9 protein-coding genes are annotated in these 16,135 nt (G+C 56.0%); 8 read left to right on the top strand and 1 reads right to left on the bottom strand.

Annotated elements, in window-relative coordinates:
• The first annotated feature begins 142 nt into the window (after window positions 1-142).
• The 4 genes from rpoB to HKX44_RS17380 all read left to right on the top strand — a co-directional run bounded on the left by rpoB (window position 143) and on the right by HKX44_RS17380 (window position 10,513).
• Entirely contained in the window at window positions 143-4,282 is a 4,140-nt protein-coding gene (rpoB, locus tag HKX44_RS17365; protein WP_276152627.1) for a DNA-directed RNA polymerase subunit beta, read from the top strand.
• A 94-nt stretch (window positions 4,283-4,376) separates the two neighbouring features.
• Window positions 4,377-8,624, top strand: a complete 4,248-nt coding sequence (rpoC, locus tag HKX44_RS17370) for a DNA-directed RNA polymerase subunit beta' (protein ID WP_276152628.1) — start codon at window positions 4,377-4,379, stop codon at window positions 8,622-8,624.
• A 188-nt stretch (window positions 8,625-8,812) separates the two neighbouring features.
• Window positions 8,813-9,625: a glycosyltransferase gene (locus tag HKX44_RS17375; protein ID WP_276152629.1), complete on the top strand. Its 813-nt coding sequence runs from the start codon at window positions 8,813-8,815 to the stop codon at window positions 9,623-9,625.
• Window positions 9,626-9,643: 18 nt separating this feature from the next.
• Entirely contained in the window at window positions 9,644-10,513 is an 870-nt protein-coding gene (locus HKX44_RS17380) for a DMT family transporter (protein ID WP_276152630.1), read from the top strand.
• On the opposite strand, the gene HKX44_RS17385 is transcribed toward HKX44_RS17380, so the two are convergent.
• A complete protein-coding gene (locus HKX44_RS17385; RefSeq protein ID WP_276152631.1) occupies window positions 10,499-11,317 on the bottom strand; it encodes a putative rhamnosyl transferase in 819 nt (272 codons plus the stop codon). The genes HKX44_RS17380 and HKX44_RS17385 overlap by 15 nt on opposite strands.
• A gap of 325 nt (window positions 11,318-11,642) precedes the next feature.
• Here HKX44_RS17385 and rpsL point away from each other — a divergent pair, with 325 nt between their 5' ends.
• From rpsL to tuf, 4 genes are all read left to right on the top strand, one after another.
• Window positions 11,643-12,014, top strand: a complete 372-nt coding sequence (gene rpsL / locus HKX44_RS17390; protein WP_025043561.1) for a 30S ribosomal protein S12 — start codon at window positions 11,643-11,645, stop codon at window positions 12,012-12,014.
• Between the two features lie 84 nt (window positions 12,015-12,098).
• On the top strand, window positions 12,099-12,569 hold the full coding sequence (gene rpsG / locus HKX44_RS17395; protein WP_276152632.1) for a 30S ribosomal protein S7: 471 nt from the start codon (window positions 12,099-12,101) through the stop codon (window positions 12,567-12,569).
• Window positions 12,570-12,642: 73 nt separating this feature from the next.
• A complete protein-coding gene (fusA, locus tag HKX44_RS17400) occupies window positions 12,643-14,763 on the top strand; it encodes an elongation factor G (RefSeq protein ID WP_276152633.1) in 2,121 nt (706 codons plus the stop codon).
• A gap of 102 nt (window positions 14,764-14,865) precedes the next feature.
• Window positions 14,866-16,041, top strand: a complete 1,176-nt coding sequence (tuf, locus tag HKX44_RS17405) for an elongation factor Tu (protein ID WP_276152615.1) — start codon at window positions 14,866-14,868, stop codon at window positions 16,039-16,041.
• Window positions 16,042-16,135: the final 94 nt, after the last annotated feature.

Below are 16,135 nucleotides of genomic sequence, written 5' to 3' on the forward strand. Positions count from 1 at the left end.
AGCCTCCTTCTGGAAAGGTCCATAGGTCGGAAGGTGTGCGGTGGGACGCATGCCAGCATAGACCGGATTGATCCGCTCTGTTGGACGCGTCACGGCCCCGGTGGCGGCGTTCAGGCAAGAGATACGAAAGGTATTACGACACATGGCACAATCCTTCCTTGGCCAGAAGCGTCTCCGTAAATATTATGGCAAAATCCGCGAAGTGCTGGACATGCCGAACCTTATCGAGGTTCAGAAATCTTCCTACGACCTGTTCCTGAACTCTGGTGACGCTGAGACGCCCACCGATGGCGATGGCATTCAGGGTGTGTTCCAGTCGGTTTTCCCGATCAAGGACTTCAACGAAACCTCCGTGCTTGAGTACGTCAAGTACGAGCTGGAAAAGCCGAAATACGACGTTGAGGAATGTCAGCAGCGTGACATGACTTATAGCGCGCCGTTGAAGGTGACCCTGCGTCTGATCGTGTTTGAAGTAGACGAAGACACAGGCGCAAAGTCTGTTAAGGACATCAAAGAGCAGGACGTGTTCATGGGCGATATGCCCCTGATGACACCGAACGGGACGTTCATTGTGAACGGCACCGAACGTGTGATCGTGTCCCAGATGCACCGTTCCCCCGGGGTGTTCTTTGACCACGACAAGGGCAAAACACACAGCTCTGGTAAGCTGTTGTTCGCCTGCCGCATTATTCCCTACCGAGGTTCGTGGCTGGATTTCGAATTCGACGCCAAAGACATCGTTTTTGCGCGGATTGACCGCCGTCGTAAGCTGCCTGTTACCACGCTGCTTTATGCGCTGGGGCTGGATCAGGAATCCATCATGGATGCCTATTACAACACGGTGACCTACAAGCTGAACAAGAAGTCCGGCTGGGTTGCGCCGTTCTTCCCGGATCGTGTGCGGGGTACACGTCCGACCTATGATATCGTCGATGCAAAATCCGGCGAGATCCTGTTTGAGCAGGGCAAGAAAGCCACGCCTCGCGCGGTCAAGCAATTGATCGACGCCGGTGAAGTGACTGAACTGTTGCTGCCCTTTGACCACATTCAGGGCAAATTTGTTGCCAAGGACATCATCAACGAGGAAACTGGCGCGATCTATGTCGAGGCCGGTGACGAGTTGACGCTGGAGTATGACAAAGACGGCGATCTGATCGGCGGTACAGCCAAAGAGCTGATCGAAGCGGGTATCACCGAGATTCCGTTGCTGGACATCGATAACGTCAATGTCGGCCCTTACATGCGTAACACCATGGCCAACGACAAGAACATGAACCGGGACACCGCGCTCATGGATATCTATCGTGTTATGCGCCCGGGCGAGCCGCCCACCGTTGAAGCCGCGTCAAATCTGTTTGACACGTTGTTCTTTGACAGCGAGCGTTATGACCTGTCCGCTGTTGGTCGTGTGAAAATGAACATGCGTCTGGACCTGGATGCGGAAGACACGCAGCGCACCCTGCGCCGCGAAGACATCGTATCCTGCATCAAGGCGCTGGTTGACCTGCGTGACGGTCGCGGCGACATCGACGACATTGACCACCTTGGTAACCGTCGCGTGCGTTCCGTTGGCGAACTGATGGAAAACCAGTACCGCGTTGGCCTGTTGCGCATGGAACGTGCGATCAAAGAGCGGATGTCTTCCGTCGAGATCGACACAGTGATGCCGCAGGATTTGATCAATGCCAAACCTGCTGCCGCAGCGGTACGTGAATTCTTTGGCTCATCGCAGCTGTCGCAGTTCATGGACCAAACCAACCCGCTGTCCGAGGTTACGCACAAGCGTCGCCTTTCCGCGCTTGGACCTGGGGGTCTGACCCGCGAACGTGCCGGTTTTGAAGTCCGAGACGTTCACCCGACCCACTATGGCCGGATGTGTCCGATTGAAACGCCGGAAGGCCCGAACATTGGTCTGATCAACTCGCTGGCGACATTTGCCCGCGTGAACAAATACGGCTTTATCGAAACGCCTTACCGCGTTGTGAAAGACAGCAAGGTGACCGATGAGGTTCACTATATGTCTGCCACAGAGGAAATGCGTCATACCGTGGCGCAGGCGAACGCGTCGCTGGATGGCGAGGGCAAATTCACCAACGAGATGGTGAACACACGCCGCTCGGGTGACTATACGCTGGCCCCAACGGAAAGCGTTGATTTGATCGACGTTTCCCCAAAGCAGCTGGTCTCGGTTGCGGCCTCGTTGATCCCGTTCCTTGAAAACGATGACGCCAACCGCGCCTTGATGGGGTCGAACATGCAACGTCAGGCGGTGCCATTGCTGCAAGCGGAAGCGCCGCTTGTTGGGACCGGCATCGAGGAAGTTGTGGCACGGGATTCCGGTGCGGCTTACATGGCAAAACGTGGTGGTATCATCGACCAGGTCGATGCATCCCGTATCGTTCTGCGTGCCACCGAAGATCTTGAGCTGGGCGACGCGGGTGTGGACATCTACCGTATGCGCAAATTCCAGCGGTCAAACCAGAACACCTGTATCAACCAGCGTCCGCTGGTGAAGGTGGGCGAAGTGGTGACCAAAGGTCAGGTGATTGCGGATGGTCCGTCGACTGACATGGGTGAACTGGCCCTTGGTAAAAACGTGGTTGTCGCGTTTATGCCTTGGAACGGCTACAACTATGAAGACTCCATCCTGATTTCCGAGCGGATTTCACGGGACGACGTCTTTACCTCGATCCACATCGAAGAGTTTGAGGTTGCGGCGCGTGACACCAAGCTTGGACCAGAAGAAATTACCCGCGACATCCCGAACGTCGGTGAAGAAGCGCTGCGCAACCTCGACGAGGCGGGCATCGTTTACATCGGTGCGGATGTTGAGCCGGGCGATATTCTGGTGGGTAAGATCACGCCAAAAGGCGAAAGCCCGATGACACCGGAAGAGAAACTGCTGCGGGCGATCTTTGGCGAAAAAGCCTCTGACGTGCGTGACACTTCCCTGCGGGTGAAACCGGGTGACTTTGGTACGGTTGTCGAAGTGCGTGTCTTTAACCGCCACGGTGTGGAAAAAGACGAACGTGCGCTTCAGATCGAGCGTGAAGAAGTCGAGCGTCTGGCACGTGACCGTGACGACGAACTGGGCATTCTGGATCGCAACATCTATGCGCGTCTGCGCGGTATGATCCTTGGAAAAGTTGCGGTGAAGGGGCCGAAAGGCGTCGCATCGAACAGCCAGATCACCGAAACCATGCTGGATGACGTCCTGACCCGTGGTCAGTGGTGGCAGTTGGCGCTGGAAGACGAGGATGACGCGAAAATCGTCGAAGCCCTGAACGAGCAGTACGAGATCCAGAAGCGGACCTTGGATGCACGTTTCGAGGACAAGGTCGAGAAAGTGCGCCGTGGCGACGATCTGCCTCCGGGTGTGATGAAGATGGTCAAAGTCTTCGTCGCGGTGAAGCGCAAGCTGCAGCCGGGCGACAAGATGGCGGGCCGTCACGGGAACAAAGGTGTTATTTCCAAGGTTGTACCGATGGAAGACATGCCGTTCCTCGAAGATGGTACGCCGGTCGACTTCTGTTTGAACCCGCTGGGTGTTCCCAGCCGGATGAACGTTGGTCAGATTTTGGAAACCCACATGGGTTGGGCCGCACGTGGTCTGGGCCTGAACATCGACGAAGCGATGCAGGAATATAAGCGCTCCGGCGATTTGACCCCTGTGCGTGAAGCGATGAACATCGCCTATGGCGCGGACGTTTATGCCGAAGGTATCGAAGGCATGGACGAGGAAGCGCTGCTGGATGCGGCGTCCAACGTCACACGCGGTGTGCCAATTGCGACACCGGTCTTTGACGGTGCCAAAGAGGCAGATGTGAACGACGCGCTGGTCCGTGCTGGGTTCTCTTCTTCTGGTCAGTCGGTGCTGTTTGATGGCCGCACAGGCGAGCAGTTTGCCCGCCCTGTGACCGTGGGTGTCAAATACCTGCTGAAACTGCACCACCTTGTGGATGACAAAATCCACGCGCGTTCTACCGGTCCATACTCGCTGGTTACCCAGCAGCCATTGGGCGGTAAAGCGCAGTTCGGTGGTCAGCGCTTTGGTGAGATGGAGGTCTGGGCACTGGAAGCTTACGGCGCTGCATACACCTTGCAGGAAATGCTGACTGTGAAATCCGATGACGTGGCTGGCCGGACGAAAGTCTATGAAAGCATCGTCAAGGGCGAGGACAACTTTGAAGCGGGTATCCCAGAGAGCTTTAACGTTCTCGTGAAAGAAGTCCGCGGCCTCGGCCTGAATATGGAACTCCTGGATGCGGAGGAAGATGAGTGAACCAACGACCGGAATTTTTTGAAAATTCCGGTCCGTTTTCTTCAAAAGAAAACGGTTCCGTCTCTCCCAATGCTCCCAATTCAAGGAATTGAAAATGAACCAGGAACTGACAAACAACCCGTTTAACCCCGTCACGCCGATGAAGACGTTTGACGAGATCAAGGTATCTCTGGCTTCGCCAGAACGTATCCTGTCGTGGTCTTTCGGTGAGATCAAAAAGCCCGAAACCATTAACTATCGTACGTTCAAGCCAGAGCGTGACGGTCTGTTCTGTGCGCGTATCTTTGGCCCGATCAAAGACTATGAATGTCTGTGCGGCAAATATAAGCGCATGAAATATCGCGGCGTTGTCTGCGAAAAATGCGGTGTGGAAGTCACGCTGCAAAAGGTCCGTCGTGAGCGCATGGGCCACATCGAACTGGCGTCGCCCGTTGCGCACATCTGGTTCCTGAAATCGCTGCCCTCCCGCATCGGCCTGATGCTGGACATGACGCTGCGCGATCTGGAACGTGTGCTGTATTTCGAAAACTACGTGGTTATCGAACCCGGTCTGACGGACCTTACCTATGGTCAGATGATGACCGAGGAAGAGTACATGGACGCGCAGGATGCTTATGGCATGGACGCGTTCACCGCCAACATCGGTGCCGAAGCGATCCGCGAAATGCTGGCCGCGATCGACCTTGAAGCAGAGGCCGACCAGCTGCGCGAAGAGCTGAAAGAAGCCACAGGCGAATTGAAGCCCAAGAAGATCATCAAGCGTTTGAAGGTGGTTGAGTCCTTCCTTGAATCCGGTAACCGCCCCGAGTGGATGGTTCTGACCGTGATCCCTGTGATCCCGCCAGAACTGCGCCCGCTGGTGCCACTGGACGGTGGTCGTTTCGCGACGTCTGACCTCAACGACCTTTACCGTCGTGTGATCAACCGGAACAACCGTTTGAAGCGTCTGATCGAGCTGCGCGCACCTGACATCATCGTACGTAACGAAAAGCGGATGTTGCAGGAATCTGTTGATGCGCTGTTCGACAATGGCCGTCGTGGTCGTGTGATCACCGGTGCCAACAAGCGTCCGTTGAAATCACTGTCCGACATGCTGAAAGGTAAGCAGGGCCGTTTCCGTCAGAACCTTTTGGGTAAACGCGTCGACTTTTCTGGCCGTTCGGTCATTGTGACCGGCCCAGAGCTGAAACTGCATCAATGTGGTTTGCCGAAAAAGATGGCGCTGGAGCTGTTCAAGCCGTTTATCTATTCGCGGCTTGAGGCCAAAGGTCTGTCTTCCACGGTGAAGCAGGCCAAGAAGCTGGTGGAAAAAGAACGTCCCGAAGTTTGGGATATCCTCGACGAGGTCATCCGCGAACACCCTGTCATGCTGAACCGTGCGCCCACGCTACACCGTCTTGGCATTCAGGCGTTCGAGCCGGTCTTGATCGAAGGTAAGGCGATCCAGCTGCACCCGCTGGTGTGTTCAGCCTTTAACGCGGACTTTGACGGTGACCAGATGGCGGTTCACGTGCCGCTGTCGCTTGAGGCACAGCTTGAAGCGCGTGTTCTGATGATGTCCACGAACAACGTTCTGTCACCTGCAAACGGTGCGCCGATCATTGTTCCGTCACAGGATATGATTTTGGGCCTGTATTACACCACGCTGGAACGCGAAGGTATGAAGGGCGAGGGCAAGGTATTTGGCACCGTGGACGAGGTGCAGCACGCACTGGACGCGGGCGAGGTACACTTGCACACCAAGATCAAGGCACGGATCAAGCAGATCGACAGCGAAGGCAACGAAGTGCTGATGCGCTTTGACACCACGCCGGGCCGTGTGCGTTTGGGGGCATTGCTGCCGCTGAATGCAAAGGCCCCGTTTGATCTGGTCAACCGTTTGCTGCGTAAGAAAGAAGTGCAGCAGGTTATTGATACGGTCTACCGTTACTGTGGTCAGAAAGAATCCGTTATCTTCTGTGATCACATCATGACGATGGGTTTCCGCGAAGCGTTCAAGGCCGGTATTTCGTTTGGTAAAGACGACATGCTGATCCCGGACAGCAAGTGGCCACTGGTTGAAGAAACACGCGAGCAGGTGCGCGATTTTGAACAGCAGTACATGGACGGCCTGATCACACAGGGCGAAAAGTACAACAAAGTTGTCGATGCATGGTCGAAGTGTAACGATAAGGTCACCGACGCGATGATGGGGTCGATTTCCGACACCACCTATGGCGAAAACGGGTCCGAAAATGAACCGAACTCGGTGTACATGATGGCCCACTCCGGTGCGCGTGGTTCTGTAACCCAGATGAAACAGCTGGGCGGGATGCGTGGTCTGATGGCCAAGCCGAATGGCGACATCATCGAGACACCGATCATCTCGAACTTTAAGGAAGGTCTGACCGTTCTTGAATACTTCAACTCTACCCACGGTGCCCGTAAGGGTCTGTCGGATACGGCTTTGAAGACTGCGAACTCCGGTTACCTGACCCGTCGTCTGGTGGATGTTGCACAGGACTGCATCGTACGTATGCACGACTGTGGCACCGAAGCGGCGATTACTGCGGAAGCAGCTGTTAATGACGGTGAAGTTGTCTCCTCTCTGGCCGAGCGTCTGCTGGGTCGTGTCGCGGCGGACGATATCGTCAAGCCGGGTACGGATGAGGTGATTGTGCCGGCTGGTGGTCTGATCGACGAGCGTATGGCCGATCTGATCGACGAACATGCGGTGCAGGTTGCACGCATCCGTTCGCCGCTGACCTGTGAAGCGGAAGAGGGTGTTTGCGCCACATGTTACGGTCGTGACCTTGCCCGTGGTACATTGGTGAACCAAGGCGAAGCGGTGGGCATCATTGCGGCGCAGTCAATTGGTGAACCAGGTACACAGCTGACAATGCGGACCTTCCACATTGGTGGTGTTGCTCAGGGTGGACAGCAGTCCTTCCTCGAGGCCAGCCAAGAAGGTAAAATCGTGTTCGAAAACGCACAGACCCTTGAGAATGCCGCAGGGCAGATCATGGTTATGGGCCGGAACATGAAGATGCTGATTGTCGGCGAAGATGGTGCAGAGCGTGCCAGCCACAAGATCGGCTATGGTACCACGCTGTTCGTCAAGGACGGTGACACGGTTGCCCGTGGCGACAAGCTGTTCGAATGGGATCCGTACACATTGCCGATCATCGCGGAGAAATCCGGTATGACCAAATTCGTCGACCTTGTGTCGGGGATTGCGGTTAAGGATGAAACCGATGATGCGACCGGTATGACACAGAAGATCGTGATCGACTGGCGTGCAGCGACCAAGGGCAACGAATTGAAGCCTGAAGTCTTGCTGGTGGGTGAAGATGGCGAGCCATTGCGCAATGATGCGGGCAACCCGGTGACCTATCCGATGTCCGTTGACGCGATCCTGTCCGTTGAGGATCAGACCGAAATCAAGGCTGGTGACATCGTTGCGCGTATCCCGCGTGAAGGTGCCAAGACCAAGGATATTACCGGTGGTCTGCCACGGGTTGCGGAACTCTTTGAGGCACGTCGCCCCAAGGATCACGCGATCATTGCAGAGATCGACGGTTATGTCCGCTTTGGTAAGGACTATAAGAACAAGCGTCGTATCGCGATCGAGTCCGCCGATGATCCGGATTACAAGGTCGAGTACATGGTGCCCAAGGGCAAGCACATCCCGGTTGCGGAAGGTGATTTTGTCCAGAAGGGTGACTACATCATGGACGGCAATCCGGCGCCGCATGACATCCTTGCGATTATGGGTGTTGAGGCCTTGGCCGACTATATGATCGACGAAGTTCAGGACGTGTATCGTTTGCAGGGCGTTAAGATCAACGACAAGCACATCGAAGTGATCGTGCGTCAGATGCTGCAAAAGTGGGAAGTTCAGGAATCTGGCGACACCACGCTGTTGAAAGGCGAACACGTCGACAAGCAGGAATTCGATCAGGCTAACGAAAAGGCTGCATCGAAGGGCGGTCGTCTGGCGAAAGGCGAACCGATCCTGCTGGGGATTACGAAAGCGTCCTTGCAGACACGTTCGTTCATCTCTGCGGCGTCGTTCCAGGAAACCACGCGGGTTCTTACCGAAGCTTCGGTACAGGGCAAGCGCGACAAACTGGTCGGTCTGAAAGAGAACGTCATTGTGGGCCGTCTGATCCCTGCCGGGACCGGTGGTGCGACCATGCAGATGCGTAAAGTGGCAAGTGATCGTGACAATGTTGTCATCGAAGCGCGCCGTGAAGAAGCGGAAGCAGCGGCGGCACTGGCGGCACCTGTGGTCGAGGACAATGACATCGTCGGTGGCGATGTGTTCAGCTCGCCAACCTTTGACGAGGAAAGCCGCGATTAATCTCGCGACTGACCTTTAAGTGATAAAAACCCCCGCAGTTGCAAAGCTGCGGGGGCTTTTTTGTCGGATGCGGGAACGGGCTGCCCGTATTTGCGACGCCGCCCCCTTGCTGGACCTGCAGGGCATTTACCCCCCTTTAGCCGTGCGGATGTTTGCCCTAGGTTAAGGTCAAAACAGCAGGGCGAAACGTGGCGCAAATTCCCAAGGTACAAATCAAAGGTCTGATGCGGTTTTCCTACCTGTCCGAGAACGGGTTTGCCAAATCGGGGCAGGGCGTGGAGGCTATGCGTGACATGCTCTATGATCCGGCCCGGCTTGACCGCCGGTTCAGGCTATTTGAAAAGCTGGCGTTCCACACCATGGCCTTGCAGGAAGACACCGGTTTTTCCTGTGCTGTGCTGATCGGCGACAGCTTTCCTGACAAGGCACGGGCGCGGCTTGAGGGGATCATCAGAGATTTCACGCCGATGCAGATCGTCGCCCTGCCACCGATGGTCCATATTCAGGCGGTGAAGCGGGCGTTTAATGCCTTGGCCGACGATCCCGCCGCAACTCATATCGCCACGTTCCGGCAGGATGATGATGATGCGATGCACCGTACCACAGTGGGACGGATCAGGGCCGTGGCTGACAATATGTTGGCGGTGCGCGAAGACAAGAAGCCCTTTGTGATTGCCTTTAATCGGGGGCTCTATCTGGATCCAAAAAGCGAGACACCAATCACAGAATGGTACGAACGCGCGCCTTTGGGCATTGGTCTGGCAATGGTGACGCCCAAAGGCGACCATGCGACGGTATTTCGACGCAATCATCGCAATCTGGTCGAATACTACGACTGTTATTCCGAGGTGGCCCGCCCGATGTGGATCAGATCGGTACATGGGGACAATGATTCAACGGCCCAGCCACAGGGCAGGGCGGGTGCCCTGCGGCCACGTGGGGTGCGGCGGGTCTTGGCGGATGGCTTCGGGCTGACGCCGGAAATGCTGGATGAACTATAGCATGTCTGGGGGAACGCAATGTCAGTAAACCTTGCCGGGGCGCTGTTGATGATGGCCTCGATGGCCTGTTTTGTCCTGAACGACACGTTGCTGAAAATGACCGGCGGGGCGGTGCCGCTGTTCCAGCTGTTGTTTGTGCGCAGTGTGATCACCTGCGGGTTGATCTTTGCCACCAAGGGACGCTTGGGCGCGTTGCATTTCGCGATCAAGCGGCGTGACTGGGTGATCATGCTGGTGCGGGCCGTCACCGAGGTCACCATTTCGTATTTCTTCCTGACGGCGCTGTTCAACATGCCGCTGGCCAATTTGACGGCGATCTTACAGGGCGTCCCGCTGGCGGTGACACTGGCCAGTGCGGTCATCCTGCGCGAGGCGGTGGGGTGGCGGCGCAGCCTGGCGATTGCTGTGGGATTCTGCGGTGTATTGCTGATTGTGCGACCGGGGGCAGAGGGTTTTAACATTTGGTCGATCTATGCAGTTATCGCCATGTTGGGGGTGACACTGCGCGATCTGGTGACACGCCAGCTGTCGCCGGATGTACCGTCTATGACAGTGACGCTGGTGACGGCAGTGACGGTCATGGTGGGGGCCGGGCTGGCGTCGCTGTCTACCCCGTGGGTTCCTATCGCGGGGGCGTCGTGGGCGCTGATTGTGGCATCGGCGTTTTGTATTCTGGGTGGATACTACTTTTCCATTCAGGTGATGCGCAGCGGGGATGTGTCCTTTACCGCGCCGTTCCGGTATTCGGGGCTGGTCTGGGCGCTGATCCTTGGCTGGTTTGTATTTGGCGAGTGGCCCCATGTCTTGACCTTGATCGGGGCGGCCATCGTGGTGGGCACCGGCGTGTTCAGCTTTTACCGCGAGCGCAGGGTTTCAGGTATCAGATAGGGCGGCAAAGGCGCGGGCAACCGCTTCTGTATCAATCGCATAGGTGGCTTTGAAATGGGCCTTTCCGGCGGCGTCCAGCGGCGACAGGCGCGGTGATTTGACGCCGGGTTTTTGCCGGGAATCATTATGGTCGTTGTGTCCGCGGATCAGCATGTCCTGCCCTGAAAAAGTGACGGTGGGCATCTTTTGTCCCACCTTCATATGGGCAAAGTTCATCACGCTAAGGCGCAGGTCGGGCTGAAACATCAAGGCAAGTGCGGCGGTGGTATAGGGCGTGTTGGTGGGTGCCACATCAAGGCCACGTGCAGAGGGGCGGGCGATGAATCCCTGATTGAAATCAATGGCGATATGGCGGTGTTTGGCGGCCATGGGCAGAACATCACGGGCCGCTTCGCGCAGGCGTTCGACGTAGGTGCAGGCAACCGCGTCATCATCATCCATACGAAACTGCAAACAGGCATCGCCGTCAAAGCGACGGACCTTGTTCATTGCATCCTGCATGATTTTGCGATGCGGGCCGGGGGGATAGGCACGTATCACCGCTTGGGGCATATGTTCGACGGCGGCTTGTAAACGGTCAAGGTAGGGCGCGGGCAAGCTGTCCCCGATGACGATCAACAGGGTAAAGTCATCGTCGGACTGTGCCATCAGTGGCGGCAATGTCATTGTCTCGAAGGTGGCAAAACGCTCGGCCATACGGGCCGGTGCATAGAGGTAGTCCATGCGTTCGCGCAGGGTCGAATGTTCCACTTGAAAGCCGCCGTCACCGGGGTATGAAAAGCGGCAGATGCCGATGGTTTGCATTGGGAAAGGCCCCTTGATTGTCTGCAAACACCATTGCAGCCGACCCGCAGCCGCGCAAGCGCCTGCACGCTGTTGACACCCCGTAACCCATCGCCTATACGCCCGCTATCTCGGTCGTGGGGATTTTCCCGCCAATCGAAATCATAACTTAAGTGGTCAAGATCCGGTCTAATGCTGACCCGATCCTCTGTTGCCCCACCGCCTCGCTTTCCTCGGTACGGATGCGTTGCGGTGTTTTCGCTTTGTCATTCGATAAAGCGCAGAATTTGTAACCGCTGTGGGCCTCGCCCATCGCACGATGTAGACAGAACGGGGATAATCCGGAATGCCAACGATCCAACAGCTGATCCGCAAGCCGCGCCAGCCGAAACGTAAGACTTCTAAATCCATGCACCTCGAGCAGTGCCCGCAAAAGCGCGGCGTATGCACACGTGTATATACCACCACACCAAAGAAACCGAACTCCGCGATGCGGAAAGTTGCGAAGGTGCGCCTGACCAACGGTTTCGAAGTGATTTCCTATATCCCGGGTGAAAGCCACAACCTTCAGGAGCACTCTGTGGTTCTGATCCGCGGCGGTCGTGTAAAAGACCTTCCCGGTGTGCGTTACCACATCCTGCGCGGTGTTCTGGATACTCAGGGCGTTAAAGACCGGAAGCAGCGCCGCTCCAAATACGGTGCGAAGCGTCCTAAGTAAGTCAAGGACGGGGGCAACCCCGTTTCACCAACCGTTTGTATGGTGGGGCTGCGGCCTCACCCCCGCTAAGAGGAAGACAATTATATGTCACGCCGCCACGCCGCTGAAAAACGCGAAGTACTGCCAGACGCCAAATATGGCGATCTGGTTCTGACGAAATTCATGAACAACCTGATGATCGACGGCAAAAAGTCTGTTGCCGAAAGCATCGTTTACAACGCCATGACCCGCGTTGAAGACAAGATCAAGCGCGCACCAATCGAAGTGTTTCACGAAGCGCTGGAAAACATCCAGCCTTCCGTCGAAGTACGTTCACGCCGCGTTGGTGGTGCCACCTATCAGGTGCCTGTCGAAGTGCGCCCCGAGCGCCGTCAGGCGCTGGCCATCCGCTGGTTGATCAAAGCCGCACGTGCGCGCAACGAGAACACCATGGAAGAGCGCCTTGCCGGCGAGCTTTTGGATGCTGTTCAGTCCCGCGGTACTGCTGTTAAAAAGCGTGAAGACACGCACAAGATGGCCGATGCGAACAAAGCATTCAGCCACTACCGCTGGTAAAATTTCTGGATTAGGGGCTCGGATTCGCCGGGCCCTTGACCTTTTCAAAGCATATTCCTGAGGAAGCTTTAAAATGGCACGCGACTATCCCCTCGAACTGTATCGCAACTTTGGTATCATCGCGCATATCGACGCGGGTAAGACCACATGTTCCGAACGTATCCTGTATTACACGGGCAAAGAGCATAACATCGGCGAAGTGCACGATGGTGCGGCAACAATGGACTGGATGGAGCAGGAGCAGGAACGGGGTATTACAATTACTTCCGCTGCGACAACGACATTCTGGGAGCGCACCGAAGACGGCCTGACACCGGATTCCCCCAAGCACCGCATGAACATCATTGATACACCGGGCCACGTTGACTTCACTATCGAAGTTGAGCGTTCCTTGGCCGTTCTCGATGGTGCGGTTACCGTTCTTGACGGTAACGCCGGTGTTGAGCCGCAGACAGAAACCGTTTGGCGCCAGGCCGACCGCTACAAAGTTCCACGTATTGTTTTCGTAAACAAAATGGACAAAATCGGCGCGGACTTCTTTAACTGTGTTGCACAGATCGAAGACCGTACCGGCGCGACTGCTGTGCCAATCGGTGTGCCAATTGGTGCCGAGACCGAGCTTGAAGGTCTTGTTGACCTCGTCACCATGGTTGAGTGGGTTTACGAAGGTGAAGACCTTGGCGCGACATGGGAAAAACGCCCAATCCGCGCAGAGCTTCAGGACATGGCCAACGAATGGCGTGGCAAAATGATCGAAGCCGCGGTTGAAATGGACGACGACGCCATGGAAGCCTACCTGATGGACGGCACAGAGCCTGACGTCGACACGCTGCGCAAATTGCTGCGTAAAGGTACATTGGCGCTGGCATTCGTTCCTGTTCTGGGCGGTTCCGCGTTCAAGAACAAAGGTGTTCAGCCGCTGCTTAACGCTGTTGTTGACTATCTGCCGAGCCCGCTCGACGTTGTTGACTACATGGGCTTTAAGCCAGGCGACGAAGAAGAAGTACGTGACATCCCGCGTCGTGCGGATGATGACATGGCCTTCTCTGGTCTTGCCTTCAAAATCATGAACGACCCCTTCGTGGGCTCGCTGACCTTCACACGCATCTACTCTGGTGTTCTGAACAAAGGCGACACGCTTTTGAACTCCACCAAAGGTAAAAAAGAGCGCGTTGGTCGTATGATGATGATGCACGCCATCGACCGTGAAGAAATCACCGAAGCATTTGCGGGTGACATCATCGCGCTGGCCGGTCTGAAAGACACTACAACCGGTGACACGCTTTGCGCCGTCAACGATCCTGTGGTTCTGGAAACAATGACCTTCCCTGATCCGGTTATCGAGATTGCGGTTGAGCCAAAGACCAAAGCCGACCAGGAAAAAATGTCTACGGGTCTGGCCCGTCTGGCAGCCGAGGATCCATCCTTCCGTGTTGAGACCGACCTTGAATCAGGTCAGACCATCATGAAGGGCATGGGCGAACTTCACCTCGACATTCTGGTTGACCGTCTGAAGCGCGAATTCAAAGTGGAAGCCAACATTGGTGCGCCACAGGTTGCCTATCGTGAGACCATCTCTCGTGAAGCTGAAATCGTTTACACCCACAAGAAACAGTCGGGTGGTTCGGGTCAGTTCGCGGAAGTGAAAATGATCATCACTCCGACAGAGCCGGGCGAAGGTTACTCGTTTGAGTCCCGCGTTGTTGGTGGTTCGGTTCCCAAGGAATACATCCCGGGTGTTGAAAAGGGTATCAAATCTGTCATGGACTCCGGTCCGCTGGCGGGCTTCCCTGTGATCGACTTCAAAGTGGCGTTGATCGAAGGTAAATTCCACGACGTTGACTCCTCGGTTCTGGCGTTTGAAATCGCGGCCCGTATGGGTATGCGTGAAGGCATGAAGAAAGCCGGCGCGAAACTGCTCGAGCCTGTGATGAAAGTCGAAGTGATCACACCGGAAGAATACACCGGCGGCATCATCGGCGATCTGACATCACGTCGTGGTCAAGTACAGGGTCAGGATACTCGCGGTAACGCGATTGCCATCGACGCATTTGTGCCACTGGCGAACATGTTCGGCTACATCAACACATTGCGGTCGATGTCTTCAGGTCGTGCGAACTTCTCTATGCAGTTCGATCACTACGAAGGCGTGCCACAGGCAATCTCTGACGAGATTCAGGCAAAGTTTGCCTAACAGGCCACATTAATAATCGGGGCGGCGGGGAGAACCCCGCCCTACCCACACTGTAGGGCGGGGTTCCCCCCGCCACCCAACCAACCAGAAGGAGCCAGCACCATGGCAAAGGAAAAGTTTGAACGTAACAAACCGCACGTCAACATCGGCACAATCGGCCACGTTGACCACGGCAAGACCACACTGACGGCTGCGATCACCAAGTATTTCGGTGACTTCAAAGCCTACGACCAGATCGACGGCGCGCCCGAAGAAAAAGCACGCGGCATCACCATCTCAACCGCCCACGTGGAATACGAGACAGAGACACGCCACTATGCGCACGTCGACTGCCCCGGCCACGCCGACTATGTTAAGAACATGATCACCGGTGCGGCGCAGATGGACGGCGCGATCCTGGTTGTGAACGCGGCCGACGGCCCGATGCCACAGACTCGCGAGCACATCCTGCTTGGCCGTCAGGTTGGCATCCCGTACATGGTTGTTTACATGAACAAAGTTGACCAGGTTGACGACGAAGAGTTGTTGGAACTGGTTGAAATGGAAATCCGTGAACTGTTGTCCTCTTATGAGTACCCAGGCGACGACATTCCTGTGATCCCTGGTTCCGCTCTGGCGGCGATGGAAGGCAACAAGCCAGAAATCGGTGAAGAATCCATTAAGAAACTGATGACGGCGGTTGACGAATATATCCCGACACCAGCACGTGCTGTTGACCAGCCGTTCCTGATGCCAGTGGAAGACGTATTCTCGATCTCTGGCCGTGGTACAGTTGTGACCGGTCGTGTTGAGCGCGGCGTGATCAACGTGGGTGATTCAATCGAGATCGTTGGTATTCGCGACACGAAAACAACAACTTGCACGGGCGTTGAAATGTTCCGCAAGCTGCTGGATCGTGGTGAGGCCGGTGATAACGTTGGTGTTCTGCTGCGCGGTATCGACCGTGACGGCGTTGAGCGTGGTCAGGTTCTCTGCGCGCCCAAGTCTGTGAACCCGCACACCAAGTTCGAGGCAGAAGCCTATATTCTGACCAAAGAAGAAGGTGGCCGTCACACGCCATTCTTCGCGAACTACCGTCCACAGTTCTACTTCCGTACCACAGACGTCACCGGTACCGTTGCACTGCCAGAAGGCACTGAAATGGTTATGCCTGGCGACAACCTGAAGTTCGACGTTGAGCTGATCGCACCCATCGCGATGGAGCAGGGCCTGCGTTTCGCGATCCGCGAAGGTGGCCGTACCGTTGGCGCGGGCGTTGTGTCCAAGATCACTGAGTAATCAACAGCGCCAATGCGTTGTTGACGGTGCCGGCAGCCGGTGCCGAAGAAAACAGAAGGCCGCTCCAAATGGGGCGGCCTTTTGCGTTGCGGGG

This window comes from Sulfitobacter sp. M05, from assembly GCF_029285175.1.
In the GTDB taxonomy this organism is placed as follows: domain Bacteria; phylum Pseudomonadota; class Alphaproteobacteria; order Rhodobacterales; family Rhodobacteraceae; genus Sulfitobacter.

Bases quoted from the DNA above. Each gene is read 5' to 3' on its own strand.
- rpoC (WP_276152628.1), top strand. From the start codon at position 4,377: ATGAACCAGGAACTGACAAACAACCCGTTTAACCCCGTCACGCCGATG.
- tuf (WP_276152615.1), top strand. From the start codon at position 14,866: ATGGCAAAGGAAAAGTTTGAACGTAACAAACCGCACGTCAACATCGGC.
- HKX44_RS17380 (WP_276152630.1), top strand. From the start codon at position 9,644: ATGTCAGTAAACCTTGCCGGGGCGCTGTTGATGATGGCCTCGATGGCC.
- rpoB (WP_276152627.1), top strand. From the start codon at position 143: ATGGCACAATCCTTCCTTGGCCAGAAGCGTCTCCGTAAATATTATGGC.
- HKX44_RS17385 (WP_276152631.1), bottom strand. From the start codon at position 11,317: ATGCAAACCATCGGCATCTGCCGCTTTTCATACCCCGGTGACGGCGGC.
- fusA (WP_276152633.1), top strand. From the start codon at position 12,643: ATGGCACGCGACTATCCCCTCGAACTGTATCGCAACTTTGGTATCATC.
- rpsG (WP_276152632.1), top strand. From the start codon at position 12,099: ATGTCACGCCGCCACGCCGCTGAAAAACGCGAAGTACTGCCAGACGCC.
- rpsL (WP_025043561.1), top strand. From the start codon at position 11,643: ATGCCAACGATCCAACAGCTGATCCGCAAGCCGCGCCAGCCGAAACGT.